Genomic DNA, 25979 nt, shown 5'->3' on the forward strand with positions numbered 1-25979 from the left:
GGGGAATTGGTTAGGCGGTGATATTATTGGACGACCTTGAATACACTTGGTCATGAACAGGTGGAAAAGCTGTGCGCCGCCGGAAGTCAAGAAACGACCGGGAGGGAAAGAAAAGTCATGGAACAAAACAGTTGGCACCGGCTCGGTGCAGAAGAGCTGCAGAAAATGTTCAATGTCCATCCGAGGACGGGCCTCAGTGGAGAGGATGCCGCGGAGCGACGGAAGCAAAATGGGTATAACGAGCTGTCCGAAGGAAAGACCGTATCCCCGTTTACCCTGCTGTTGAACCAGTTTAAGGATTTCATGGTGCTTGTGCTTATGGGTGCGACGCTCGTATCCGGTTTGCTTGGCGAATATTTGGATGCCATCACGATCATCGCGATTATCCTTTTAAACGGAGCCCTTGGGTTTGTTCAAGAGTTCCGCGCCGAACGTTCGCTAAGAGCTTTAAAACAGCTCTCCGCACCTTCTGCCAAAGTACTGCGTGGGGGGAACAGCGAGGTTATTCCAGCAAAGATGTTAGTACCAGGTGATATTGTCTTGCTGGAGAGTGGTGATCGAATACCCGCGGATATTCGATGGCTGGATTGCAGTTCTCTATATGTGGAGGAATCCGCGCTAACTGGGGAATCACTGCCTGTCTCGAAGCATTCGGATGTGATCCGCGCGGAGGAGATTCCGCTCGGCGATCAGAAGAATCTTGGGTTCATGGGCACAATGGTAACCAGGGGTACTGGTAAAGCAATCGTAATTCGTACGGGTATGGACACAGAGATGGGTAAGATTGCAGACCTGATCCAGAATACAGAATCTCAGGAGACTCCCCTTCAGCATCGTCTCGAGCAGTTAGGAAAAATTTTGATCTATGTATCACTAGGTTTAACTATTGTAGTTGTAGCAGCCGGTATTTTACATGGACAGCCTGCCACAGCAATGTTCTTGGCCGGGGTAAGCTTGGCGGTCGCTGCGATTCCGGAAGGGCTTCCGGCCATTGTAACCATCGCACTTGCGCTGGGCGTGCAGAGGATGATCAAACGAAAGGCTATCGTTCGTAAGTTACCTTCAGTGGAAACCTTGGGCTGCGCATCCGTCATCTGTTCGGACAAGACGGGTACATTGACTCAGAATAAAATGACGGTGACCAGATTATGGACGGGCGGACGTGGCCTTGAAGTAACAGGTGAAGGTTATGCTCCGAACGGACAGGTTCTGGAGAAAGGTAAACCGGTAGATCTCAAAAATGATCAAAGTTTAAGACGGATGCTACAGGTGGGTGCTTTGTGCAGTAATGCGGAGATTATTGAGACCTTTCCGACCGAAGTGCGAGGTAAGCGTAAAGGGAAGGATAAGGGCATTGTAGTTGATAAATCTTCTGACAGCTCATCGATCTGGGAACTCAAAGGAGATCCAACGGAAGGAGCTCTAGTAGCGCTTTCAGGGAAGATGGGTTTGACCGCCCAGACGCTAGCCGTAACCTACTCCCGTGAGAAGGAATTTCCTTTTGATTCCGAGCGGAAGTTAATGTCAGTTATTATTGGTCATCCCGGAGGACGGATGGTATGTACGAAAGGCGCGCCTGATGTGCTGCTTAATCGCTGTTCGTATATGCTCTGGGAGGGCGGTGTCGTGCCTTTAACGCCAACATTGCGGCAGAAAGTACTTGATGCCAATGAGCAAATGGCTTCAGGTGCACTTCGTGTCCTAGGTATGGCTTATCGTGATATGCGTCCAAGTGAACATGTGGATAGTGAAAAGGATGCGGAGTGCCAACTTGTCTTTATCGGATTGGCTGGAATGATTGATCCGCCACGGCGTGAAGTTCGCGATGCCATTAGCGTCACACGCCGAGCAGGAATTAAGACTGTGATGATTACTGGGGACCACGGAACGACTGCAGAGGCCATTGCTCACCAATTAGGAATTCTGCAACGTGGGGGCACAGTATTAACAGGGGCTCAACTGACTCGGATGGATGATGATGAGCTGGATAAAGTATCGGATAATGTGTACGTATTCGCCCGCGTTTCTCCAGAGCATAAGCTTCGTATCGTGAAGTCTTTGCAGCGCCGTGGTCATGTTGTGGCTATGACCGGAGACGGAGTCAATGATGCTCCAGCCATTAAAGCGGCAGATATAGGAATATCTATGGGGATCACCGGAACAGATGTGACCAAGGAAGCATCTTCATTAGTGCTAGGGGATGACAACTTCTCAACCATTGTTGCCGCCATTGAAGAGGGTAGAAACATCTATGAGAACATTCGTAAATTCATTCGATACCTGCTCGCATCAAATGTAGGGGAAATCTTGACCATGTTCTTTGCCATGATGCTCGGTCTGCCTCTGCCATTAGTGCCTATTCAAATTTTATGGGTCAACTTGGTGACAGACGGACTGCCAGCGATGGCGCTTGGTGTTGACCAGCCTGAGAAGGACTTAATGGAGCATAAGCCGCGTGGTGCAAAGGAAAATATTTTTGCCCGTCGTTTAGGGTGGAAGATCATAAGCCGTGGATTTTTAATCGGTTTATGTACGTTAGGAGCATTTTGGCTAACCTTACGTGTAGCACCAGAGAATCCAGCGCAGCTGATTCGAGCACAATCTGTAGCTTTTGCAACACTCGTTATGGCTCAGTTGATTCATGTCTTCGATTGCCGCAGTTCTCGTTCGGTGTTCCATCGAAATCCGTTCCAGAATAAGTACCTAGTTCTTGCTGTATTGTCATCCGTGATTTTGATGCTGGCTGTTATGTATATTCCATTTCTCCAGCCCGTCTTCAAAACAGTGCCGCTTAATTTCCGTGAATGGTGTCTAGTATTCGTAACAGCGGGAATTCCGACCTTCTTGATGGGGGCTGGCAGTGTTTGGGGCGGTAAACGAAATCGAGGTCGTAGCGGCAGTAATTCGATGATAAAAAGTACAAAAATTTCGGCATAAAGTTAATAGTAACGCTCCATTCCTAAAGGTATACTTGTTGCAGTTAACAGCTCGTATCTAACTTAACATAACCTTTAGGAGTGGACTTTCAATGGAATTCACAAAAATGCACGGCCTAGGCAATGACTTCATCGTAGTTTTCGGCGAGCAAGAGCTACCAAGTAATGCAGCGGATCTTGCTGTAACGTTATGCAATCGATTCTTCGGAATTGGTGCGGACGGACTTGTATACATCCTTCCGTCTGAACGCGGCGATTACATGATGCGCATTATGAATTCTGATGGCTCGGAAGCAGAGCAGTGCGGAAATGCCATTCGCTGTGTATCCAAATATGTCTACGATCATGGCCTGGTAAACTCCGAGCAGATTGTTATTGAAACGATTGGTGCCGGAGAACAAAAGGTTACCTTGAATGTAAAAGACGGTGTAGTGGAAACTGTAACGGTTGATATGGGTGAACCTGTATTGTCCGGTCTTCAAATTCCGGTAGCTATTGATGCAGAACCCGTGCTCTCAGAGCGGATTGAATCGGATGGAACCGAATTTAAGTTTACTGCAGTATCTATGGGTAATCCTCATTGCGTTATCTATGTAGAAGATGCAGTTTCTTTCGATCTTGCGACATGGGGACCTAAGCTAGAGGTACATCCATTGTTCCCGAGAAAGGTAAACGTCGAGTTCGCGACGGTTCTGGATCGAGGCAGAGTAGATATGCGGGTATGGGAACGCGGAGCTGGACCAACACTTGCTTGTGGGACTGGAGCTTGCGCAACTTTAGTGTCTTCTGTGCTCAATGGTCTGACAGACCGGGCGGCTTGGATTAGTCTAAAGGGTGGCGATCTCTATATTGAATGGAACGAAGAGGATAACCATGTGTATATGACAGGTCCTGCCGAGGTTGCATTCACAGGCAGTGTAGCCATTTAGAAAAACACTTAAAAAGGCAGCCTAAGAGTAATCTCTTGGGCTGTCTTTTTGTGTTTCCACATCCTTGCGACTTTATGTAGCCGAATAATGGAAGGGATAACCGAGAATAATACCCCTAAGATTGAAAAAAAGGGGGGACCTTGTTGAACATAAACGGGATAAACAGAAGAAACAAATCCGCTAAGGAACAACAAGGAGCCTCAGGTCATGAAGATACTCGAATTCCGAGGCTTACCGATGATTTGGACCAAACGCTCGACCAAATAGATAATGAGTTGGGTCATAGTCCTGATCTCAAAATTCGTCAGGTAAAGATCGGAGGTGAGAGCCCCGTTCAAGCAGCAGCGATTCATCTTAATGGTCTTGTCAACAAGGAAACGGTCGATGAATTCGTAATCGGTTCGTTACTCGGAATCACAGACGAAATGCTCAAAGAGAACATCTCTGCAACAAATGATCTTAAGGAATTCGTATTGAACCGTGCTTTGGAAATAGGTCAAGCACAGCTGCAAGAGGAGTGGAATGAGGTTCTACTGGCGATCCTTTCTGGCAAAACGGTCATTCTGATTGAAGGTTATGACAGTGCAATTGTGTGTGAGACCGAGGGAGGAGAAGCTCGCTCCGTCAGCGAACCATCCACCCAGCTAGTCGTGCGAGGCCCAAAGGATAGTTTTGTTGAATCTGTAGCTACGAACATTTCCTTGATTCGGAGAAGAATTAAGTCTTCTAAGCTAAGACTAGAACATTTAAAGATCGGAAAGGTAACTCACACAGATGTGGCCCTCATGTACATTAAAGACAATGCAGACGAGAAGTTGGTAGAAGAGGTGAGAAATCGGCTACAACAGATTAATGTCGATGCCATCATGGAATCAGGTTATATCGAAGAGCTGATTCAGGATAAAACCTTCACACCTTTTCCAACTATTAATAATAGTGAACGGCCTGACGTTGCAGCGACGAACCTATTAGAGGGTAGGGTTGTGATCATTATAGATGGCACCCCGTTTGTATTGATTTTGCCTGCGGTATTTACACTGTTTTTTCAGTCTGCCTCGGATTATGCTCAAAGGTTCGATATTACAATTCTCATGCGTCTTGTTCGATATATCAGTTTTATTGTACTAATTCTTGGGCCTTCCGTTTATATAGCGTTAACCACTTACCATTATGAGATGATTCCTACAACCCTGTTAATCAATCTATTATCACAACGTGAAAATGTACCTTTTCCTGCTTTTGTGGAGGCACTCCTGATGGAGGGAGCGTTCGAGATCATTAGAGAAGCTGGAGTAAGGATGCCGCGTGCAGTGGGACAGACTGTATCCGTTGTAGGGGCGCTTATTTTGGGTCAGGCAGTAGTGGAAGCAGGAATTATCACACCGGTTATGGTTATTGTAGTAGCGCTGACAGGGATTGCGAGCTTTGCTATACCTGCGTATAACATGGCGATATCAGGAAGAATTATCCGTTTCGGATTTTTAGTGCTGGCCGGTATGTTTGGTTTTTATGGGATTACTTTAGGCTTAATTGTTTTGCTTGCACATATGAATAGTCTGCGTTCATTCGGTGTCCCTTATCTATCCCCTATTGTGCCTATATCCTCACATGGTCAAAAAGATGCGTTCTTAAGACTGCCCTTATGGGCTTTGAGAACGGAGCGAGTTTCTACAACAAAGAGGCAAGAAGGCATTTCGGAAGGAAAGAAGATCTCAACAGGACATGAACAGAATGTTTCTCCTAAAATCCTTGAAAAATCTACTGGGGCAAAGCATCCAAAAAAAGGAGCGCAGGATGAAGAGTAATCGCACTATTTTTATTGGGGTTGTCCTGCTATGTTTATTGATATTTCTCAGTCTTACAGGCTGCTGGGACAGTGTGGAGTTAAATAGAAGGGCAATCGTTTCTGGAGTGGCTATTGATAGAGGTCCTACAGATGAGGAAAAATATGTATTATCTTTTCAGATTATAATTGCTGACGAAATCTCTGGCGAGAACGCCAGAGGTACTTCGCCAGTCGTAGTATATAAAGGCAGTGGACGTACAATGTTTGAAGCGCTGGCTAATGCCTCGCGTCAGACTGCGCGTTTCTTGTCCTTAGGACATATCCGAGTGATCGTTATTTCGGAGAAGTTTGCTCGCGAAGGTATCAAAGATATGATGGATGTCCTAGAAAGAGAGAGTGAAACTAGGCTAAGCAGTTTTATTTTTATATCAAAGGGACAGCCGGCGGTAGATAGTATGACGACCATGACTACGTTTGGCAAAATACCCGCCAATGATCTAGTGGAGAAGCTGCAGACGACCTCTAAACAGTATGGATATAATTACCGTATGGAAGTAGACGATATAATTCGTGGTATTCAAATTCCAGGTGGTGGGCCTATCGTCAATGGGGTAATGGTAACAGGCGAATTGGACAAAAAAGATAATAACGACAGTTTGAAAAATATAGATCCTGAGGCCATTCTTAGAGTTACAGACTTCGCTGCATTTAAAGAGGACAAGCTGAAAGGCTGGCTACGAGGTGATGAAGCTATGGGCACTGCCCTGCTAAAGAATAAAATTACACAAATTCCAGTAGTGGTTTCGATTGGTGAGGATGAATATGTAGCGTTCATCGTGTATTTATCTCAGGTACATATTCATGCTGATGCGAAGGACGCGGAGCATCCGGTAATCACAATAAATATCACTGAGCAGGCAGGTTTAAAAGAATCGCCTAATGCTTTGGATTTGACAGATCCCAAGGTCTTAAATAATCTTTCGGAACTTCTAGAACAGAGTATCAATGATAAGTTACATGCAGCTGTCTCAGCAGCTCGTTCGTTAAAAAGCGATTATCTTGGATTTGGTGAAGTTGTAGAACGAGAGAATCCGCGGGGGTGGAAGCAAGTAAAAGATCATTGGGATAGCATATTTGCAACCTGTGAGATCAAGTTTAATGTGGATATAGTTATTCGGCATACCGACATGCGGAGTGATTCCTTTCAGTCCAAAAAGAAATGATAATTTAGGAGGGCAGCTATGGGAAATATAAAAATAGGACTACTTCAATTTTTCACCCTGACAGTGTTGTTTGAACTAGGGACGGCGCTGGTAGTGAATCTTGGAATGGAGTCTGATAAGGATGCTTGGATTTCCATATTGCTGGGGAATTTGATAGGATTAATTGTTTTTGCAGGATATGCCTATCTTTATAGAAAGTTTCCGAATCTGCCCCTTACGGCATATATCCGGCAACTATTTGGTAAATATGTGGGTTCGTTGATATCCATAGCTTATATCGTGATATTTCTTAATTTGGCTGGTCGTGATCTGCGAGATGGTAGCTCTATGCTAGTTATGGCTACTATGCACAGGACGCCGTTATTCATTGTAGCGATGTTAATGGTATTATCTAGTGCTTATGTATTGCATAAAGGAGTAGAAGTGCTGTCCCGAACTTCGTTGGTGTTTGCGGTGATTGTGATATTAATCGGTTTATTTTGTTCGAGCATGTTAATGTTCTCGGGCTCCATTAATTTGAACCGTTTGCTCCCTGTTTTTGAGAATGGAATTAAGCCAATTGTTTCTTCTGTTTTACATCAAAACTACATTTTCCCTTTTGGTGAAATGATCTGTTTTACTATGCTTATGCCCTATCTGAATAACGTTAAAAAAGGTCCTTGGGTAATCGCAGCGGGCATATTTGTATCAGGTATACTGTTAAGTATGACCATGGCCTTAAATATATCGGTGCTTGGTACAGATATTGTCAGGCGTTCTCCGTTCCCCTTAATGCCTACGATCAGTAAGATCTCTATCTCCGATTTTATTCAACGTGTAGATATTCTAATTGTCATGGTGCTAATAATCGGTGTTTTTTTCAAATTGTCTGTTTTTTTTGCAGCAGCACTTATTGGGATTTCAGAATTGTTCAAGATTCCTTACCGAAGAATGGTGTATCCGGTAGCTCTAATAATCCTGTTCAGTTCGATGCTGAATGCCCGAAGCTTCACAGAACATATTGAAGAGGGAGGGAAACTGCTATACACGGTCTTTCCCTTCTTTATGGTGTTGATTCCATTGCTCCTAATTATTATTACAGCGATAAGAAGTCACAGTTCCCCTCCTCGTTCTGGTTGATGCCCCGTCTTCCAGGCTAGGATATCGGGAATAATCAGGCATAGCAATAAAATACAAGCAGCGACTTTCTCAGAGGGGGTATATAGCAAGTAATTTAGAATATAACCGATATTGCCCAGACCATATCCGTACATCCAATCTCCCAAATACAGAAATAATAAGCAGAGAATGCATAAGAGTAGAATTACCGTGTATTTTCGGATCAGAAACTTTCTTGTTTTTTTCTTCACTTAAATACCCCTTTTATTGTTTTTAACGTTAGTATGAGGCTTTTAATACTTGATCATTCATACCACTGGGGGGTTGATTGCTTTTCTTATGAAAGCTTATCATCCATAGCGATTTATGTTACATTAGTATGAAACTAAAGTAGAACCTAATGTGACAGGGGAGGATCTTGCAGTGAAGCCGGATTTACGTTCCGCATGGGGAAACAAAGTATTGGTCGGAGACGGAGCGATGGGTACCTATTTATATCAGAAGGGTTTCCCTGTCGGCATTTCCTACGAAGAATTAAATTTGACCTCTCCGGGGGTTATCGAAGATGTCCATCGCAGCTATATCGATGCAGGAGCAGTGCTGCTAGAAAGCAACACCTTCTCAGCGAATTTTGACAGGCTGTCCAAATATGGTTTGGAGTCCAAGGTTGAAGAAATTAATCGCGCCGGAGTAAGAATCGCTCGTAAAGCTGCTGGAGATACAGGCTATGTATTAGGTGCTGTAGGCTCTATTCGCGCCGGTAAGCGTGCAAATCTCTCATCGACAGAGTTGAAGAGGTATTTTACACAGCAGATTACAGCTTTGTTAGAAGAAGAAGTAGACGGCGTTATGCTAGAAACCTTTTACGATGTCGAGGAACTGCATCTTGCGCTAAGAACAGTACGTAAACATAGTACTCTCCCAGTCATTTGCCAATTTGCTGTGGATGAATCGGCACGTACATTAGATGGATTGACGTTACCAGAGGCTTTCCGGATCTTAGAAGGTGATGGAGCGGATATCATCGGATTTAACTGTAATACTGGCCCAAACGGGATTAAGAGAGCACTAAAAGCGGTACAAGGCAATCTTATTCTGCCTACCTCGGTCTATCCGAATGCGGGCGTTGCGGATTATGTAGATGGAGAATATCGGTATGGAGCCTCACCGGAATATTTCGGACAAATGGCAGTTACTTTTGCAGAAATGGGTTGCAGAATTATTGGGGGCTGCTGTGGTACTACTCCGCAGCATATTGCTGAAATTTCTTCCGCATTGAAAGATTACGTACCTCAGCCACTTCCAGAACCGACGCTTCCGACTGTGGAGCGTGTATCTTTGCAGGAGCATTTTGGCGAAGATGAGGGAAGAGATGGTCGTGAGCCGAACCTGCTTGATCTAGTCAAGGAACGTCATACGGTGATCGTTGAGCTTGATCCACCTCGTGATTTGGATATCGGCAAGTTCATGAAGGGTGCAGAAGCGTTGAGAAGAGCAGGTGCGGATGCGCTGACACTCGCCGATAACTCACTGGCTGTTACACGGATGAGTAATATGGCTTTGGGCCATTTGGTGCATGCTAAAACTGGACTCCGTCCACTAGTGCATATTGCTTGTCGCGATCGCAATCTGATTGGTACCCAATCGCATTTGATGGGTTTTGATGCGCTAGGAATTGATCATGTGTTAGCGGTGACTGGAGATCCAGCGAAATTCGGAGATCTTCCCGGCTCAAGTTCGGTTTACGACTTAACCTCTTTTGAGATTATTCGTATGATTAAGCAGTTGAATGATGGCATTTCCTTTTCAGGTAAACCTTTGAAGCAGAAAGCAAATTTTGTTATTGGTGCTGCCTTTAACCCGAATGTGAAACATTTAGATAAGGCCGTACAGCGACTGGAGAAGAAAATTGCCTCTGGTGCTGATTATATTATGACTCAGCCTGTCTATGATCAGCAGCTTATCGTAAAGATCGCTGAGGCAACTGCACATCTGGATATTCCTGTGTTTATTGGTGTGATGCCACTGGCTAGTGGGCGTAATGCAGAGTTCCTGCATAACGAGGTTCCGGGAATCCAGCTTACGGATGATGTCCGGAATCGCATGAAGGGACTTGAAGGAGAAGCAGGAAGAGCTGAAGGGGTCGCCATCGCTAAAGAGTTGTTAGATGTTGCAACTGCCCATTTCAATGGGATCTATTTGATGACACCGTTTATGTTCTATGATATGAGTACACAGTTGATCGAGTATGTATGGGAGAAATCAGGACGTAAATTGTCCCCCTTGTTTCGCTAGTAATAATCAATTACAATAGTGTAATGGATGTGATTCCGTTGTCATTTAGCATGACCGGATACGGTCAATCGTCCCTGCAATTCGGCGGCTACAAGATTATGTTCGAAGTGAAATCGGTGAATCACCGGTACTGCGAAGTTGTACTGCGGATGCCCCGGGATTGGACGGGTTATGAGGATGTGCTGAGAAGAAAGGTTCAGCAGCACGTCAAACGGGGAAGGATAGATGTTACCATCAATAGAGAGCACGATGAGTCGTCTTCCGGACCGGTTCTGAATCGCTCTACTGTCATGACTTATCTTAAGGCAGCAGATCAGCTTAAGAACGAGTATGGTTTGTCCGGTGAGTTGACTCTACGTGATATACTTTCTATACCCGGTATTATGGAAAGCAAAGATGAGGCTGCGGGTGCCGTGTCCGCGGCCTTAGAAGACTACTCTGAAATGTTGGAGACGGGACTTGAGCAGAGTTTGCAGTCTCTGCTAGAGATGCGCGCCCGTGAAGGCAGTTTTCTAGCCGCTGATATTGAACAGCGTCTCAATCATCTCGAATCCATGCATGCTGAAATGGTCGAACTTGCACCTGTTGTAATCATTGAATATCGTGACAAGCTTCGTCATCGATTAAATGAGTTAAATGATGGGACGTTCGCTTTTGATGAGCATAAATTCGGGATGGAAATCGCTATTTTTGCAGATCGCTGTAATATTGATGAAGAGTTGACCCGGTTGTATAGTCATTTCGAACAATGCAGAACCCTCCTGAAGGGGAAAGGACCGGTAGGACGCAAGCTGGATTTTCTCATTCAGGAGATGAACCGGGAGACGAATACAATCGGATCGAAATGTAATCATTTAACACTCGTGGGTCTTGTGCTAGACATGAAAGCTGAGCTGGAGAAGATTCGTGAACAAGCGGCAAACATAGAGTAACCGGGAACAGGCAATAGCATAGAACTTTATGGGGGGAACTACCGGAACATGGCAATCAAACTTATCAACATTGGCTTTGGGAATATTGTGTCCGCCAATCGCATTATTTCCATCGTCAGTCCGGAATCTGCACCAATCAAACGCATTATCCAGGAGGCTCGAGATCGACATATGTTGATCGACGCCACCTATGGCCGACGGACTCGTGCCGTAATCATTACAGATAGTGATCATGTCATTCTGTCGGCTGTACAGCCGGAGACTGTAGCGCATCGCTTATCCAGTAAAGATGACGACAACGACGAATAACAACTAAATGGAGTGTATTATGTCAAAAGGATTGCTCATCATATTATCCGGACCTTCCGGCGTGGGTAAAGGTACTGTATGTACTGCGCTACGACCGAAGATGCCCGAACTTGTCTACTCAGTTTCTGCTACTACTCGCAGTCCGCGTGCGGGTGAGGAAGACGGCGTGAATTATTTTTTCAAAAGCAAAGAGGAGTTTTCGGCTATGATAGAAGCCGATCAACTGCTTGAATATGCGGAGTACGTAGGTAATTTTTACGGTACTCCACGTGATTTTGTAGAGAGAACTCTCAATAGCGGCAAAGATATTATTCTCGAAATTGAGGTTCAGGGAGCTCTCAAAGTTAAAGAAAAATTTCCTGAAGGTATTTTTGTGTTCCTTCTTCCACCTTCTATGGATGAGCTGAAGGACCGCATACGCGGACGGGGTACGGAACATCCAGATGTGATCGATCACCGCATGACTGTAGCGGAGGATGAGATTAATCTAATGCAGCATTATGATTATGCTGTTGTAAATGATGAGATTGATCTGGCCTGTAAGAGAATAGAAAGCATTATTATCGCCGAACATTGTAAAGTTAGATAATGAATGCTGCAAGGCTGAAGGTATTACCAGTAAACTATGAAGAGGTGTCCCTGTGCTATATCCATCAATTGATGAAATGATGACCAAGGTTGACAGTAAGTATTCGCTCGTTGTAGCCGCAGCACGTCGTGCTAGACAATTGCGTGAGGGTGGCAAGACAGATGTGAAGAACCCTAGATCGCATAAATTCGTCGGTGTTGCTCTTGAGGAAATTTACGAAGATCGCATTACGCTTACCCGTGGTGAAGAGTAGTCTCAAGCCTATTTAGATATGACCTTTTGTAGAAACGGATACCGCCTATTTGTTATTAGGCGATGCCGTTTCTTCTTGGGTTATGGAGCAATTATGGGTCTTTAATGAATGCTGATAGCCCAAGACCGGGCTGTTTCTGACAACCGGAAGGTTGTTATTTTTTTCTCAAAATATAAGAAGTTTAAGAAATAGATCATTCGTTGTAAGAGAAGGGAACAGGGGGGAGATCATGTTGAAGAGCTTGAAGGGGAAGACTATTTTACTTGGGATTACAGGGGGAATTGCCGCTTACAAAGCAGCAGCCCTGACCAGTAAGCTTGTCCAAAAAGGAGCCGAGGTTCATGTCATTATGACAGCTTCGGCAAAGCAGTTCATTACAGAATTAACTCTACAGTCACTGTCGAAGCAACGAGTATATAGCGATACATTCCAGGAACGGGACCCATCCTCCATCTCGCATATTGATTTGGCTGATTCGGCGGACCTTGTGATAGTAGCACCAGCAACTGCAAATATTATTGCTAAAATGGCGCACGGAATTGCGGATGATATGTTATCCACAACGTTACTCGCTACTACTGCACCTATAATGGTGGCACCGGCTATGAATGTTCATATGTATCAGCATCCCGCTGTACTTAGCAATTTGGATACCCTCGCTAAACGAGGTATTCAGTTTATTGAGCCTGGAGAAGGTCTGCTGGCATGTGGTTACGTGGGTAAAGGACGTTTAGAGGAACCAGAGACTATTGTAAGTAATGTTGAGGATTTTTTTGCGTTGCAAGAAAGTGTGAAGTCTAGTCCACTCAAGGGTAAAAAGATCGTCATCACAGCTGGTGGTACAGTAGAACGGATTGATCCGGTACGCTATATCTCCAATGATTCCTCCGGTAAGATGGGTTTTGCATTGGCACGTGCTGCACGTGCAATGGGTGCTGAGGTTACCTTGATTGCTGCGCGAACAGATGAAGCGCCTCCGCAGGACCCGGATATGAATGTCATTCGTGTTCAATCTGCACAAGAGATGTACGATGCGGTTACTGCGCAGTGGGATAGCTGCGATATCATGATCAAGGCGGCTGCTGTATCGGATTACCGGCCTAAGCAAAGTGAGCCATCCAAAATTAAAAAAAGTGGAGATACACTGACTCTTGAGCTTATAAAAACAACGGATATTCTGGAAACGCTAGGTAAGAACAAAGACAAGCAGTTCTTGATCGGCTTTGCTGCGGAGACGGGAAACACAGAATTTTATGCAAAGGACAAGCTGGTCCGCAAAAACTGCGATCTCATTGTTGCAAACAATGTAGCGGCTGCAGGAGCCGGATTCGGATCGGATACGAATATTGTATCGATTTATGATGTAGATGGATTGGTGCTCGAATTGCCACAATTGTCTAAGGATGAGGTCGCTCGCCGCTTGCTGACGCTCGTGGCAGAGCGGATTACTGGAGCTTCATTATAATGGATATTGCCAAGGTCATTGTGGATGTGCCTGTACGCAGCACTGACCGGCCATTTGATTATAGTATTCCAGAATCACTAAAGTTATGGATTGAAGTGGGCAGCCGAGTAGCAGTACCGTTTGGACACCGCACGGTGCAAGGCTTTGTCGTTTCTCTGGAGTCAGGTGAAACAGTAGTGAATCCTGGTCTTAAGGCTATTCAAGAGGTGCTGGATTTGCTTCCACCTTTATCTCCTGAATTAGTTGAGCTAGCGGACTGGATGAGTAAAAGATATGCATGCAGACGAATTTCAGCCCTGCAAGCGATGCTGCCCACTGCTCTAAAAGGGAAGGCAGAACGACTGATTTCGCTAGGAGATGTGGAAGAAGAAGCAGCATTTTCTGATGATGAATTATTCCCTATGTTTGCAGATACAGGGAATGAGGAACGACTAATTACTGAGTTTATCGGACGTAATGGCGAAGTTTCCATGAAGCAGCTCACCCGTGCATTTCCGGAGGCTGCGGAGACGGTGAAGTTCATGCTAAGACGTGGAGTTCTTGTAGAGAGCCAATCGATTAAAGATAAAATGGGCAAGAAGAAGCTGAAAGCAGTAGATCTTGCGATAGGGATCACCGCTGCTCGTGAGGCGTTGAATAAATTCCCCAAAAAGTCCGCGCGACAGAAGGAAGTACTTAGCTTTCTGATTGAAAGGGAAGCTACACTCCCAATGGCGCTTAAGGAAGTCTTGTCTGCACTTCAAGTGACGGCAAGCACCGTGAACGGTTTAGAGGAAAAAGGCTTTATCGAAATCAGTGAAATCGAAGTCTATCGCGACCCTTATCAAGGACGTGATTTTAAGCCTACTACGCCTCTGCCACTTACAGCAGAACAAGAGATTGTATACACACGTATTTCACGAACGCTAGAAGAACAGCTCCATGAAGTTTTTCTGTTACATGGCGTTACGGGGAGCGGTAAGACAGAAATCTATTTGCAATGTATCAAACGTTGTCTGGATCAAGGTAGACAGGCCGTAGTGCTCGTCCCGGAAATCGCATTAACGCCGCAGATGGTGGAGCGCTTTAAAGGGCGCTTCGGAAGTGGTGTCGCGGTAATGCACAGCCGATTATCTGTTGGCGAACGTTACGATGAGTGGCGCAAAATCCGTGAAGGAAAGGCTACGGTTGCCGTTGGCGCCCGTTCAGCGGTGTTTGCCCCGTTCTCTAACCTAGGTTTGATTATTATGGATGAAGAGCATGAAACCTCATATAAGCAGGAGGAAAATCCGAAATATCATGCCCGTGATGCAGCGATTCGCAGAGCCGAACAGTGTGGGGCAGCCGTGATTTTAGGCTCCGCCACGCCTTCGTTAGAAAGCTATCATGCTGCTAGAGCGCAGAGTGATATTCATTTTTCACCAGTCCTTCTAGAGATGCCTACCCGCGCGCTTGGTAACGAACTACCGAAGGTAAATGTCGTGGATATGCGGGAGGAGCTTAAAGAAGGTAATCGCTCAATGTTCAGTCGAAAGCTTCATGCTGCATTGGCTGAAAGATTGGAACGTGGAGAACAGACCGTGTTATTGCTTAACCGTAGAGGTTTCTCGACGTTTGTTATGTGCCGGAGTTGCGGATATGTAGCAGGCTGCCCCGAGTGTGATATTTCATTAACGTACCATAGTCGTAGTGACAATTTGCGTTGTCATTATTGTGGTCATGCTGAACCGGCACCTAAGCTTTGTCCAGAGTGTGGAAGTGAGCATATCCGGTTCTTCGGAACGGGGACGCAGCGGGTGGAAGAAGAGCTTGGTAAGTTGTTTCCTGGGATACGGGTGATTCGTATGGACGTGGATACAACGACAGAAAAAGGTTCGCATGAGAAGCTGCTGAATCAATTCAGAGACAAAAAAGCGGATGTTCTGCTAGGCACTCAGATGGTAGCAAAAGGTTTGGATTTTCCTGACGTAACTCTTGTTGGCGTAATTACAGCAGATTCAGCGTTGAACCTGCCCGATTTTCGTGCAGCGGAGAAGACCTTCCAATTGCTTACACAAGTTGCTGGAAGAGCAGGTCGGCATCAGCTTCCGGGTGAGGTCGTTGTTCAGTCCTATACACCAGAGCATTATTCTATTATTCATGCTAGCGGGCATGACTATCTCTCTTTTGTAAGGGAAGAGCTGAAGCATCGCAGAGGGCTACATTATCCGCCTTATTGCAGACTGATACTCGTTACATTATCCCATGAGCAGTTACCGCTACTACTCCGGATGGCAGAGAATTACGCTATGAATCTGCAGGGGAAGGCCAGAAATCTAAGATGGTATGGGAGTCTAGATAAGCTAACCACGGATGTACTAGATCTGTTAGGTCCCGTAGCTTCTCCAATCCCTCGCTTAAAGGGTAGATATAGATTCCAATGTATGATAAAATGGCGCGGCGCCATCGATGTGATAGGGCTTGTTCGACAAGTGGCTGAGGAGTTGGAGGATTCTGTACGGGATACAGGGCTTCAGATCAGCATTGATGTTGATCCGCAAATGTTGATGTAAATCGTTATCATGTTACAATGTAAAAAAAGAGCTAGATCAATAAACTCTAAATATAGAGATGTACAGAACGGGAAGGTGTTTTTAATGGCGATACGTATGATCGTTAAGGAACCGGATGAAGTGTTGCACAAAATAGCAAAAGAAGTAACTGTAGTTACACCTAATGTTAAAAAATTGTTAGATGATATGGCTGATACGATGTATGACGCTGAAGGTGTAGGGCTGGCAGCTCCACAAGTTGGCATTTTGAAGCGCCTAATTGTGGTGGATGCAGATGAAGAGCACGGGCTGATCAAAATGATTAATCCGGAAATCATCGGTACAGAAGGGGAGCAGCTAGGACCTGAAGGATGTCTTAGTATTCCCGGATTAAATGGTGATGTACGCCGTGCAGAGACAGTAACCGTACGTGGTCTTAACCGTGAGGGAAAAGAAATTACCATTACCGGCAGTGGTTTACTTGCTCGGGCTTTTCAACATGAGATTGACCATCTAAACGGAGTACTGTTTACCGATATCGCTGAAAAAGTATACGAGATGACAGCTGAACGCAATGAGACTGAGGAGTGAGGATATGAAGATTGTATTCATGGGAACCCCAGCCTTTGCGGTACCAAGCTTGCAAATGCTGATGGATGAAGGCTATGAAGTTGTAGCAGTCGTCACCCAACCAGATCGACCGCAAGGACGTAAAAAGATCTTGGCTCCTTCACCAGTTAAAGAAGCCGCATTATCTCTCGGTTTACCTGTGCTCCAGCCTGAACGGATGCGCAAACCTGAGGCTGTCGCAGAGTTAGCTGCATATGAGCCTGACCTGATTGTTACAGCTGCTTATGGTCAAATTTTGCCTAAAGCTGTATTGGATTTGCCGCGTAATGGTTGTGTGAATGTTCATGGTTCACTACTTCCTAAATACCGGGGTGGCGCACCGATTCAACGTAGTATCATTAACGGTGAGAAGGTTACCGGCGTTACCTTGATGTATATGGCTGAAGGACTTGACACTGGAGATATGATCTCGCGCGTCGAGGTGGCTATCGAGGATGAGGATACTTCCGGCACGATGTTCGAGAAGCTTAGCCTTGCTGGACGTGATCTCTTGAAGTCTGAAATGCCGCGATTAGTAAACGGCCTTGTTCAAGCGACTCCGCAAGACGACAGTCAAGCGACCTTTGCTCCTAACCTAAATCGTGAGGATGAGCGTTTGGATTGGAACGCTGGCTCACGTGATAACTATAATCGAATTCGTGGATTAGTACCTTTTTCCGGTGCGTTTACGCTTTGGAATGGAGAGACCTTCAAAGTATGGGCTTCAAAAATTCCTGCTGAGCAGAAATCAACTGATAGTGCGCCAGGAACGGTACTTTCGGTCACTGAACATGGTGTCGAGGTTAAGACAGGAGACGGAAGTCTGCTGCTAACTACGGTTCAACCTGCTGGTAAGAAAGCGATGAGCGCTGCGGATTTTAGCCGTGGCGGTGTCATGAAACCAGGGATGGTGCTAGGTTGAGCGCGGGCGGTAACGGTGCGGGCCGATCAGGAGTAAGTCATAACTCTGGTAATAAAAATAGTAACGATCATAAAGCAGTGAGTGGTAAAAAGGGCGGTAGCGGAAATAAAGGTAATGCTGCTACAGCTTCTGCCCGCGATATCGCTCTCGATATCCTGGTTAAGGTCGAACAACAAGGGGCTTACAGCAACTTATTGCTGAACAGCAGTCTGCAGAAGTCTGCACTTAGCAGAGAAGATGCTGGACTAGTTACAGAGCTTGTCTATGGAACCATCTCTCGGATGAATACACTTGATTATGTGCTCGAGGAATTTGTTAGCAAAGGGATCGCTAAATTGCAGCCCTGGGTGCGTAATTTACTGCGTCTAAGCTTATATCAAATTATGTACCTGGATCGCATACCATCTCATGCAGCTGTAAATGAGGCTGTTAATATAGCTAAGAAAAAGGGCCATCAAGGAATTTCGGGTATGGTTAATGGCGTGCTTCGTAGTGTGCTGCGCGCTGGAAATCTGCCGGTAATACCTGATGGATTGGGTCCTGCGAAACGGATATCTATTCAGTATTCCCATCCTATATGGTTAGTGAAACGCTGGATTACGGAGTATGGTGTTGACACTGCGGAAGCTATTTGTGCTGCTAACAATGAGCCACCTGCTGTCAGTGTACGCGTAAATACTACGATGATTAGCCGTGAAGCCCTGTTGAGTCAGATGATTGAACAAGGTCTGCAAGCTTCTGCTTCTGAAGTAAGTCCTTATGGTATTGTTGTAAAAGGCGGCGGTAATCTGGCTCTTTCATCCTGGTACCGGGATGGATATCTATCTGTTCAGGATGAAAGCTCCATGCTTGTAGCTGAAGCTGTTGCACCTGAGCCTGGAATGAGAGTGCTTGATTGCTGCGCCGCGCCTGGGGGCAAAACGGCCCACATGGGCGAGCTGATGAAAGATGAAGGATCTATTTTCGCTAACGATCTGCATCCACATAAAGCTAAGCTTATCTCGGATCAAGCTGCACGGTTAGGTCTCGAAAGCGTAGTAACAGGCAGTACAGATGCACTGGAGCTGGAGCTTACCTTAGAGCATCATTCCTTCGATAGAATTCTTTTGGACGCGCCTTGCTCTGGGCTTGGTGTAATCCGCCGTAAGCCAGATCTCAAATGGCGTAAGCAGCCTGAGGATGTTGTAAGTGTAGCATCACTGCAGGGTCAGCTGCTGCAGTCGGTTTCTAAACTGTTGAAACCGGGTGGTGTTCTGGTTTATAGTACCTGTACGACTGAACAAACGGAAAATAGTGAGGTTGTAGCTGCCTTTTTGGAGCAAAATCCTGATTTCACTTCTATAACATTTGCTTCCCCGCTGTGGGGGAGATTGGAAGGTACTGCGCTGGCTGTAGGTGAGGGGATTCAGTTATTGCCACATCATTATGGCAGTGATGGGTTCTATATCTCCAAGCTTCAAAGAGTCTTGTAATATAGCAAATTTACTGACAATCGTTGTATCTTCCGCCCGCCGGGCTAACGTACGGCGGGCTATTTTCTTTTACCGTCTCTGAAATTTGTGTTAAAATAGGAAGAATGAGAAATAATACGCATATCCTTATGAAAGAACAGGTGCTAATAATAATGAAACCTTTAATATATGATTTTTCTTTAGAAGAGTTACAGCAGTGGGCGAAAGATAACGGTGAGCCTGCTTTTCGTGGTGGACAGATTTTTGATTGGTTGTATGTAAAACGTGTAAGTGACTTCGAATCCATGAGCAATTTGTCTAAAGGACTTCGTCAGAAGCTGAACGAGCAATTCTCCATTGCAGCGCTCACTGAGATTACTAAAATGGAATCGAAAGATGGAACAGTAAAATTCCTGTTTGGATTGCATGATGATCATGCGATCGAGACAGTTATCATGAAACATAATTATGGAAATAGCGTTTGTGTAACAACTCAAGTAGGCTGCCGAATCGGCTGTACCTTCTGCGCCTCTACGCTTGGTGGATTGAAACGTGATTTGACAGCGGGTGAAATTGTAGCTCAGGTTGTACGCTCTCAACAGATCTTGGATGAGCGGGGTGAACGTGTCAGCAGTATTGTTATCATGGGTACTGGTGAGCCGTTTGAGAACTATGATGCAACAATGAGATTCTTGCGTCTTATGATTCATGAGAAAGGTCTAAATATCGGACAACGGCATATTACTGTTTCCACTAGCGGGATTGTGCCGAGCATTTATAAATTTGCAGAAGAAGATACACAAATAAATTTGGCGATTTCGATTCATGCACCTAACGACAAACTGCGTTCGAAGCTAATGCCAGTTAACCGTCGCTTTCCGTTTGATGATGTGATTGAATCTTTACGTTATTATCAAGCTAAGACGGGGCGACGGGTCAGCTTTGAGTATGCATTGATCGGCGGGGTGAATGATCAGCCGGAGCATGCTGAGGAATTAGCAGGTGTGCTTAAGAACATGCTATGCCACGTCAATTTGATTCCAGTAAACCACGTGCCAGAGCGGAAATATGTACGTACTTCACGCAATGATATCTTTGAGTTTCAACGTATTTTGGCTGACAACGGCGTGAATGTTACCATTCGCCGTGAGCAAGGCCATGATATCGCGGCCGCATGCGGACAGCTGCGTGCCAAACATATGGAGTTGGGGTGAGGATATTTGATCAGAACAGTTCATGCCAGCGATATTGGCCGAGTGCGCTCTGTCAATGAGGATTCGGTCTGGATCGGCGCGACGCGCCACGGTTATACACTCGGCATAATTGCCGATGGGATGGGTGGACATCAGGCTGGTGAAACCGCGAGCAGGCTTGCTTTGGAGACGATGAGGAATACCCTAGACGGGCTCCTGCCTGAGCTTCAGGACGAAGCACTGCGTGATGCGTTATCAGCTGCTATTTTGGAAGCTAACAGCACTGTCTTCAAGGAGGCTTCCAGCGACGAGAAGTACCACAATATGGGTACTACTGTCGTTGCTGCCCTGATGAATGGTTCAAACGGATATATTGGCCATATCGGAGACAGCAGAGCCTATTTAATAAAGGACAGTGCAGCAGTTCAATTAACCGAAGATCACACGCTAGTCAATGAGCTGTTCAAGAACGGTCAGATCAGTGTGGAGGAATTAGATAATCATCCGAGACGGAATGTGCTGACGAGAGCACTTGGAACAGATGCTGAGGTGCTGGTTGATTTAGCCCCTGTTACCCTGCTACCTGGGGAACTTTTGCTTCTCTGCAGTGATGGTTTAAGTAATTTTGTTAACAATGAGCATTTGGGCAAGGTAGCGGGAATACATGAGATACCGTTAGAGGAAAGAGCGGACCGCTTACTTCAGTTGGCACTGCTTGCTGGCGGCGGCGATAATATTAGCGTCGCTTTGTTAGAACATCATGGAGAGGCCGCTGTGCCCGAAACAAAGGAGTGGGATTGATGATCGGTCACGAACTGGGCGGCCGTTACCAAGTCATCGAACGGATCGGCGGAGGTGGAATGGCGCTCGTCTATAGAGCACATGACATTCTTTTAAACCGAAACGTCGCCATTAAAGTATTGCGTAATCAATTTGTTCATGACGAGGAATTTATCCGCCGTTTTAGGCGTGAGGCGCAATCAGCTGCATCTTTGTCTCATCCGAATGTGGTTAGTATTTACGATGTAGGACAAGAAGACGAAATTCATTATATTGTCATGGAATATATTGAGGGCAAGAATCTTAATGAAATTATAAAAGAACGAGCGCCATTACAGGTTGACGAGTCCGTAAGGATCGCTTCACAAATCTGTGATGCACTTGATCACGCTCATCAGAATCAAATTATTCATCGGGATATTAAACCACATAATATATTGATCGGGCGCAATGGCCGGGTGAAGGTAACAGATTTCGGTATTGCTCGCGCGGTAACATCTACTACCATTACTCAGACAGGCTCTGTAGTAGGTTCCGTTCATTATTTCTCACCAGAGCATGCTAAAGGTGTATCAACAGGAGAGAAATCCGACCTGTATTCATTAGGGATTGTACTCTATCAAATGCTTACAGGAAGTCTTCCATTCTTAGGGGAGAGTCCGATTAGCGTAGCTCTAAAGCATCTGCAAGAAGAGTTTGAAGAGCCAAGGCTCATAAATCCACTTATTCCGCAAAGCGTTGAGAATGTAATTCTAAGATCGATGCGTAAAAATCCGGAAGAGCGTTATCAGTCTGCAAAGCAAATGCTGCAGGATTTAGAAACCTGCTTGTTGCCGGAACGCCGTAGTGAAGCAAAAGTTCTTTTTAACGATGAGGAAGACGAGGATCGAACGCGGGTCATACCAGCGATTAAACCGATCCAAAGAAGCAATGGAAATCGTAATCATCGCCACGACCGGATGGATAATGATGAAGATGATGATGACGATCCGGTACCTGTGAAAAAAGGTAAAAAACAATGGACTAAACCTGCATTATGGATTGGCTTAACTTTAGTGTTACTGCTGGCTATGGCCAGTCTCGTGTGGTACGTTAAATCCCAATTAGTTGTTCCTGAGGTATCGGTTCCTTACGTGGTCGGTAAACAGCTGGAACAAGCGAAGACTGAACTTGAGGATTTGGGGCTTGAGGTTGCTGATCCTATACTGTATGACTACAGTCCGAATTTCGAAGAGAATGTGGTCATGAAGCAAAGTAGGGAAAAGGACGCCAAAGTGAAAAAGGGAGCCTCCCTAATACTAACTGTGAATACGGCGAAACCATTAACTAAGATGCCAGATGTTACAAATTTAAGCTTTGACGAAGCGGTTAAAGCGCTAATAGCAAAGGGTGTACCCCAGAATCAAATTAAGAATGAACCTCTCTTCGATGAAAATATGGAGGTGGGTAAGGTTGTAAAATCAGACCCAGCCATTGACAGCGAGTTTGATCCAAAGACGGTTTCAATCACCCTCTACGTTAGCAAAGGAGAAGAAAGTGTCACGATGCCAGACCTCATCGGTAAGACGGAGAGTGAAGCTAAGGCGCTTTTGGAAGAATCCAAACTGGTCCTCGGAGATGTAAAGGAAGAATCCAGCTTCACAGTTGATGAAGGTAAGGTAACGAAAACTTGGGCTTATGAGAAAGGTACCTCTGTTCCACCTGGAACAGCGATTACGATTTACTTAAGTACAGGTTATCCACCTGAAGCCCTGAATTATACCTTTAATGTACCAGTAGCTCCTGCACAGGATGGAAAGAAGAGCAAGATTCGAATTGAATTCGTTGATGCGCGCAATAATGGTGAAAAACAAGATTGGGGAACGCGTACCATTGGAAAGAGCCAAGTGCTGTCCGTTAATCTAGTGCTTGCTCCGAATAAAGATGGCTCTGTTATTGTTACCCGAGATGGTGTGCTTTTAGACACTTATGTGATTCCATATATTGATGCCAAGAATGGCACGGTGCAAGAACCTGAACCACCGACGGTTCCGACTCCGCAGCCGACTCAGACACCGATAGATCCTACACCTACTGCTGAACCAACCATTGAGCCTGAGATCCTGCCTCCAAGTTCAGACAACGAAGGGTCTACTAATACTGGATCAGTCAATCAGACGGGATTCCTTACTAACAATTCGGTGAATAATGAATCGACCAATAGTGGTAACAACAAGAACAGTAATAAAAATGATGACAAGCATAATAATAAAAACAAAGACAAATCTAAAGATAAAAGCGATAACTAATCAGGGCAGAAGTGCTTGAATAGTTGTGGCAGCGAAGTGACCCGGGGATTTTCAAACTTGGGTCATTTTCGCAAAATCAGGAGAGGAAGGCTCACTATGTATGCCTGAAGGAATAATAGTAAAGGCGTTAAGCGGATATTATTACGTAAAACCGCTTCGTGAAGGATTAATTGCAACAGAGGAAGTTTCAGTTCAATGCAGAGGCCGAGGCATACTTAAGAAAAAGGGGATCGCTCCTCTTGTAGGTGACCGCGTGATCTATATGCTGACTGAGCATGGTGAAGGGATGGTGGATGAGCTTCTCCCTAGAGAATCTGAGTTAATTCGTCCACCTGTAGCGAATGTAAGCCTTGCCGTTCTATTATTTTCTGTGCGGGAGCCTGATATGAACCTGAATCTATTGGACAAGTTCCTAGTTCATATTGAGCACTCGGGACTGGAACCCTTAATCGTTCTGACCAAACAGGATTTGGCTAATGATAATGGTGAAGCCACTAAGTATGTTAAAGAGCTCTATGAGGATATTGGTTATGAAGTGATGGTTACAAGCTCAATTACAGGAGCTGGCAGTGATGAACTAAGAGAGCGGCTTACTGGTGGTATTAGTGTATTTGCCGGACAATCTGGGGTAGGAAAGTCGACCTTATTGAATCGTATTGTGCCAGGACTTAAACTGGAGACAGGTGAGATCAGCTTACGTCTGGGCCGTGGTCGTCATACTACCCGCCATGTAGAATTGATGGATATTGGCGGGGGCGGATTTGTAGCGGATACCCCTGGTTTTAGTCAGCTTGATTTTCTTGAGCTTGGGGTTGAAGAGCTCTCTACTTGTTTCCGTGAATTTGCTAACTATGCTGGGGATTGTAAATTCCGTGGTTGTAGTCATCAGCATGAACCAGGCTGCCGAGTTATCGAGGCATGGAAAGCTGGGAATATCGCTGATAGCCGGTATGAACATTACAAATTATTTTTTAATGAAATGAAAGATAAAAAGCGGAGGTACTAAGTCATGATACGAATTGCACCATCTATATTGTCTGCCGATTTCGCAAGTTTAGGTTCAGAGGTTGCAGAAGCTGAGGTCAGTGGCGGGGATTGGATCCATGTGGATGTAATGGACGGGCATTTTGTGCCGAATATAACGCTTGGTCCACCAATCGTAAAAGCGGTCTCGTTACATACCAAGCTTCCACTAGACGTTCACTTAATGATTGAGTCTCCAGAACGTTATATTTCTGATTTTGCTGCCGCAGGCGCTAGTGTGATTACTGTCCACGCAGAGGCTTGCGTTCATTTACACCGTGTGGTGCATCAGATCAAGGAATTGGGTCTTAAGGCAGGAGTAGCTATTAATCCTGGCACACCGGCATCAGCGGTGCGTGAGGTGCTTGAGGATGTGGATATGATTCTCGTGATGACTGTCAATCCTGGCTTTGGAGGTCAAGCATTCATTCCTAACACGTTGCGCAAAATTACTCAAATTAGAGAATGGGCGAATGAAGTCAATCCAGATCTACTTATTGAAGTCGATGGTGGTGTTTCGGAAGCTACAGCGCCATTGGTTGTCAGTGCAGGAGCGGATGTTTTGGTTGCAGGAAATGCAGTTTTTGGCCGGAGTGATCGTGCTGCAGCGATCCTTGAGATTCGAGAAGCAGCGGAAGCGGCACTTCGTTAAAAAAATAGGCTATTACGACTAAAGGTATAGGCCAAGTCCTCGACGCATAAATATGGTTACATGAGCAGAAATCTCATGTAGCCTTTTTTGTTTTGGCAGGGAGGACTGCAGTACGTTACCGTTAGAACAAGAAGAAAGTCTCCTGCGTACGGCATGAATTGATGGGAGGGTAAACCATGAAATTTTACACGTTTAAGCTGCCAAGGTTTTTGGGAGGTTTTGTTAAAGCGATTTTGAACACATTTCAGAAGAGTTGATCTTGGGCTTGGAACAGAAAAGAAAACATGAAAAAAAGCACCTTACAAATGTAAAGGGTGCTTTTTGCTTCATATGAGTGATCGCTCGGTCTTTAAAATTGCAAAAGACTAAACGCGTTCAACTTTACCGGCTTTCAAAGCACGGGTGCTGACGTACACGCGTTTTGGTTTACCGTTCACGAGGATACGGACCTTCTGAACGTTAACTCCCCAAGAACGACGGTTGCGGTTATTGGCGTGAGACACGTGGTTGCCGCTGCTCGGTTTCTTGCCTGTTACTGCACATTTGCGGGACATAGATTACACCTCCTTATTCCTAACACCTGCATAAAACAATACTTATCTATAATATCACAGCAAATTTTGCTACGTCAACCGATTCAAAAACATTTATTTCTTTTAATACTTATAGTACAATGTAAATTAGTGCATTATGTCCTGTTAATCATAGAATGATTAGGCATGAAGTTAGGAAGGGG

Annotated in this window: 23 protein-coding genes; 21 read left to right on the forward strand and 2 right to left on the reverse strand. The window is 45.3% G+C overall.

Translation table 11 applies throughout. The features are described 5' to 3' along the window. Positions 1 to 117 precede the first annotated feature (117 nt). The 5 genes from NST34_RS12505 to NST34_RS12525 all read left to right on the forward strand — a co-directional run bounded on the left by NST34_RS12505 (position 118) and on the right by NST34_RS12525 (position 7993). The gene (locus NST34_RS12505) at positions 118 to 2937 is read left to right on the forward strand and encodes a calcium-translocating P-type ATPase, SERCA-type (protein WP_076282923.1); all 2820 of its coding nucleotides are present in this window, start codon (positions 118 to 120) and stop codon (positions 2935 to 2937) included. Between the two features lie 91 nt (positions 2938 to 3028). Further along, entirely contained in the window at positions 3029 to 3865 is an 837-nt protein-coding gene (dapF, locus tag NST34_RS12510; protein WP_042187374.1) for a diaminopimelate epimerase, read from the forward strand. A gap of 140 nt (positions 3866 to 4005) precedes the next feature. Next, a complete protein-coding gene (locus tag NST34_RS12515; RefSeq protein WP_445667660.1) occupies positions 4006 to 5670 on the forward strand; it encodes a spore germination protein in 1665 nt (554 codons plus the stop codon). Next, positions 5660 to 6874 carry a Ger(x)C family spore germination protein gene (locus NST34_RS12520; RefSeq protein ID WP_341127920.1) on the forward strand — a complete coding sequence of 405 codons (1215 nt, stop codon included), beginning with the start codon at positions 5660 to 5662 and terminating at the stop codon, positions 6872 to 6874. The genes NST34_RS12515 and NST34_RS12520 overlap by 11 nt, the downstream gene beginning before the upstream one ends. 18 nt (positions 6875 to 6892) lie before the next feature. Beyond that, a complete protein-coding gene (locus tag NST34_RS12525; RefSeq protein ID WP_076299456.1) occupies positions 6893 to 7993 on the forward strand; it encodes a GerAB/ArcD/ProY family transporter in 1101 nt (366 codons plus the stop codon). Here the strand turns inward: NST34_RS12525 and NST34_RS12530 are convergent. After that, on the reverse strand, positions 7966 to 8223 hold the full coding sequence (locus NST34_RS12530) for a hypothetical protein (protein WP_143759425.1): 258 nt from the start codon (positions 8221 to 8223) through the stop codon (positions 7966 to 7968). The genes NST34_RS12525 and NST34_RS12530 overlap by 28 nt on opposite strands. Before the next feature lie 172 nt (positions 8224 to 8395). Here NST34_RS12530 and NST34_RS12535 point away from each other — a divergent pair, with 172 nt between their 5' ends. The 16 genes from NST34_RS12535 (at position 8396) to spoVM (ending at position 25500) form a co-directional block, all read left to right on the forward strand. Next, positions 8396 to 10267, forward strand: a complete 1872-nt coding sequence (locus NST34_RS12535) for a bifunctional homocysteine S-methyltransferase/methylenetetrahydrofolate reductase (RefSeq protein ID WP_341127921.1) — start codon at positions 8396 to 8398, stop codon at positions 10265 to 10267. Between the two features lie 38 nt (positions 10268 to 10305). Beyond that, positions 10306 to 11199, forward strand: coding sequence for a YicC/YloC family endoribonuclease (locus NST34_RS12540; protein WP_042187381.1), 894 nt, complete (start codon positions 10306 to 10308; stop codon positions 11197 to 11199). A 48-nt stretch (positions 11200 to 11247) separates the two neighbouring features. Continuing rightward, the gene (gene remA / locus NST34_RS12545) at positions 11248 to 11508 is read left to right on the forward strand and encodes an extracellular matrix/biofilm regulator RemA (RefSeq protein ID WP_006209218.1); all 261 of its coding nucleotides are present in this window, start codon (positions 11248 to 11250) and stop codon (positions 11506 to 11508) included. Positions 11509 to 11527: 19 nt separating this feature from the next. Beyond that, positions 11528 to 12097, forward strand: a complete 570-nt coding sequence (gmk, locus tag NST34_RS12550; RefSeq protein WP_076282916.1) for a guanylate kinase — start codon at positions 11528 to 11530, stop codon at positions 12095 to 12097. A 52-nt stretch (positions 12098 to 12149) separates the two neighbouring features. Further along, positions 12150 to 12350 carry a DNA-directed RNA polymerase subunit omega gene (rpoZ, locus tag NST34_RS12555; protein ID WP_036686188.1) on the forward strand — a complete coding sequence of 67 codons (201 nt, stop codon included), beginning with the start codon at positions 12150 to 12152 and terminating at the stop codon, positions 12348 to 12350. A 229-nt stretch (positions 12351 to 12579) separates the two neighbouring features. After that, the gene (gene coaBC / locus NST34_RS12560; protein WP_076282915.1) at positions 12580 to 13815 is read left to right on the forward strand and encodes a bifunctional phosphopantothenoylcysteine decarboxylase/phosphopantothenate--cysteine ligase CoaBC; all 1236 of its coding nucleotides are present in this window, start codon (positions 12580 to 12582) and stop codon (positions 13813 to 13815) included. After that, positions 13815 to 16346, forward strand: coding sequence for a primosomal protein N' (priA, locus tag NST34_RS12565; protein ID WP_341127922.1), 2532 nt, complete (start codon positions 13815 to 13817; stop codon positions 16344 to 16346). The genes coaBC and priA overlap by 1 nt, the downstream gene beginning before the upstream one ends. Positions 16347 to 16430: 84 nt before the next feature. After that, positions 16431 to 16916: a peptide deformylase gene (gene def / locus NST34_RS12570; protein ID WP_042126884.1), complete on the forward strand. Its 486-nt coding sequence runs from the start codon at positions 16431 to 16433 to the stop codon at positions 16914 to 16916. Between the two features lie 4 nt (positions 16917 to 16920). Beyond that, a complete protein-coding gene (fmt, locus tag NST34_RS12575) occupies positions 16921 to 17856 on the forward strand; it encodes a methionyl-tRNA formyltransferase (RefSeq protein WP_341060550.1) in 936 nt (311 codons plus the stop codon). A gap of 77 nt (positions 17857 to 17933) precedes the next feature. Next, on the forward strand, positions 17934 to 19328 hold the full coding sequence (rsmB, locus tag NST34_RS12580) for a 16S rRNA (cytosine(967)-C(5))-methyltransferase RsmB (RefSeq protein ID WP_341129537.1): 1395 nt from the start codon (positions 17934 to 17936) through the stop codon (positions 19326 to 19328). Positions 19329 to 19480: 152 nt separating this feature from the next. Next, positions 19481 to 20521 carry a 23S rRNA (adenine(2503)-C(2))-methyltransferase RlmN gene (gene rlmN, locus NST34_RS12585; RefSeq protein WP_042187390.1) on the forward strand — a complete coding sequence of 347 codons (1041 nt, stop codon included), beginning with the start codon at positions 19481 to 19483 and terminating at the stop codon, positions 20519 to 20521. Between the two features lie 6 nt (positions 20522 to 20527). Then, entirely contained in the window at positions 20528 to 21301 is a 774-nt protein-coding gene (locus NST34_RS12590) for a Stp1/IreP family PP2C-type Ser/Thr phosphatase (protein ID WP_076282912.1), read from the forward strand. Next, positions 21301 to 23568, forward strand: a complete 2268-nt coding sequence (gene pknB, locus NST34_RS12595) for a Stk1 family PASTA domain-containing Ser/Thr kinase (protein ID WP_341127923.1) — start codon at positions 21301 to 21303, stop codon at positions 23566 to 23568. Before NST34_RS12590 ends, pknB begins: the two co-directional genes overlap by 1 nt. Before the next feature lie 100 nt (positions 23569 to 23668). Continuing rightward, the gene (gene rsgA, locus NST34_RS12600) at positions 23669 to 24574 is read left to right on the forward strand and encodes a ribosome small subunit-dependent GTPase A (protein WP_042187397.1); all 906 of its coding nucleotides are present in this window, start codon (positions 23669 to 23671) and stop codon (positions 24572 to 24574) included. Between the two features lie 3 nt (positions 24575 to 24577). Further along, the gene (gene rpe / locus NST34_RS12605; RefSeq protein WP_076282910.1) at positions 24578 to 25243 is read left to right on the forward strand and encodes a ribulose-phosphate 3-epimerase; all 666 of its coding nucleotides are present in this window, start codon (positions 24578 to 24580) and stop codon (positions 25241 to 25243) included. 176 nt (positions 25244 to 25419) lie between these two features. After that, positions 25420 to 25500: a stage V sporulation protein SpoVM gene (spoVM, locus tag NST34_RS12610; protein WP_020431362.1), complete on the forward strand. Its 81-nt coding sequence runs from the start codon at positions 25420 to 25422 to the stop codon at positions 25498 to 25500. A gap of 108 nt (positions 25501 to 25608) precedes the next feature. On the opposite strand, the gene rpmB is transcribed toward spoVM, so the two are convergent. Continuing rightward, on the reverse strand, positions 25609 to 25797 hold the full coding sequence (gene rpmB / locus NST34_RS12615) for a 50S ribosomal protein L28 (protein WP_036686205.1): 189 nt from the start codon (positions 25795 to 25797) through the stop codon (positions 25609 to 25611). Positions 25798 to 25979: the final 182 nt, after the last annotated feature.

Source organism: Paenibacillus sp. FSL H7-0714 (assembly GCF_038003765.1).
Lineage (GTDB): Bacteria > Bacillota > Bacilli > Paenibacillales > Paenibacillaceae > Paenibacillus_AQ.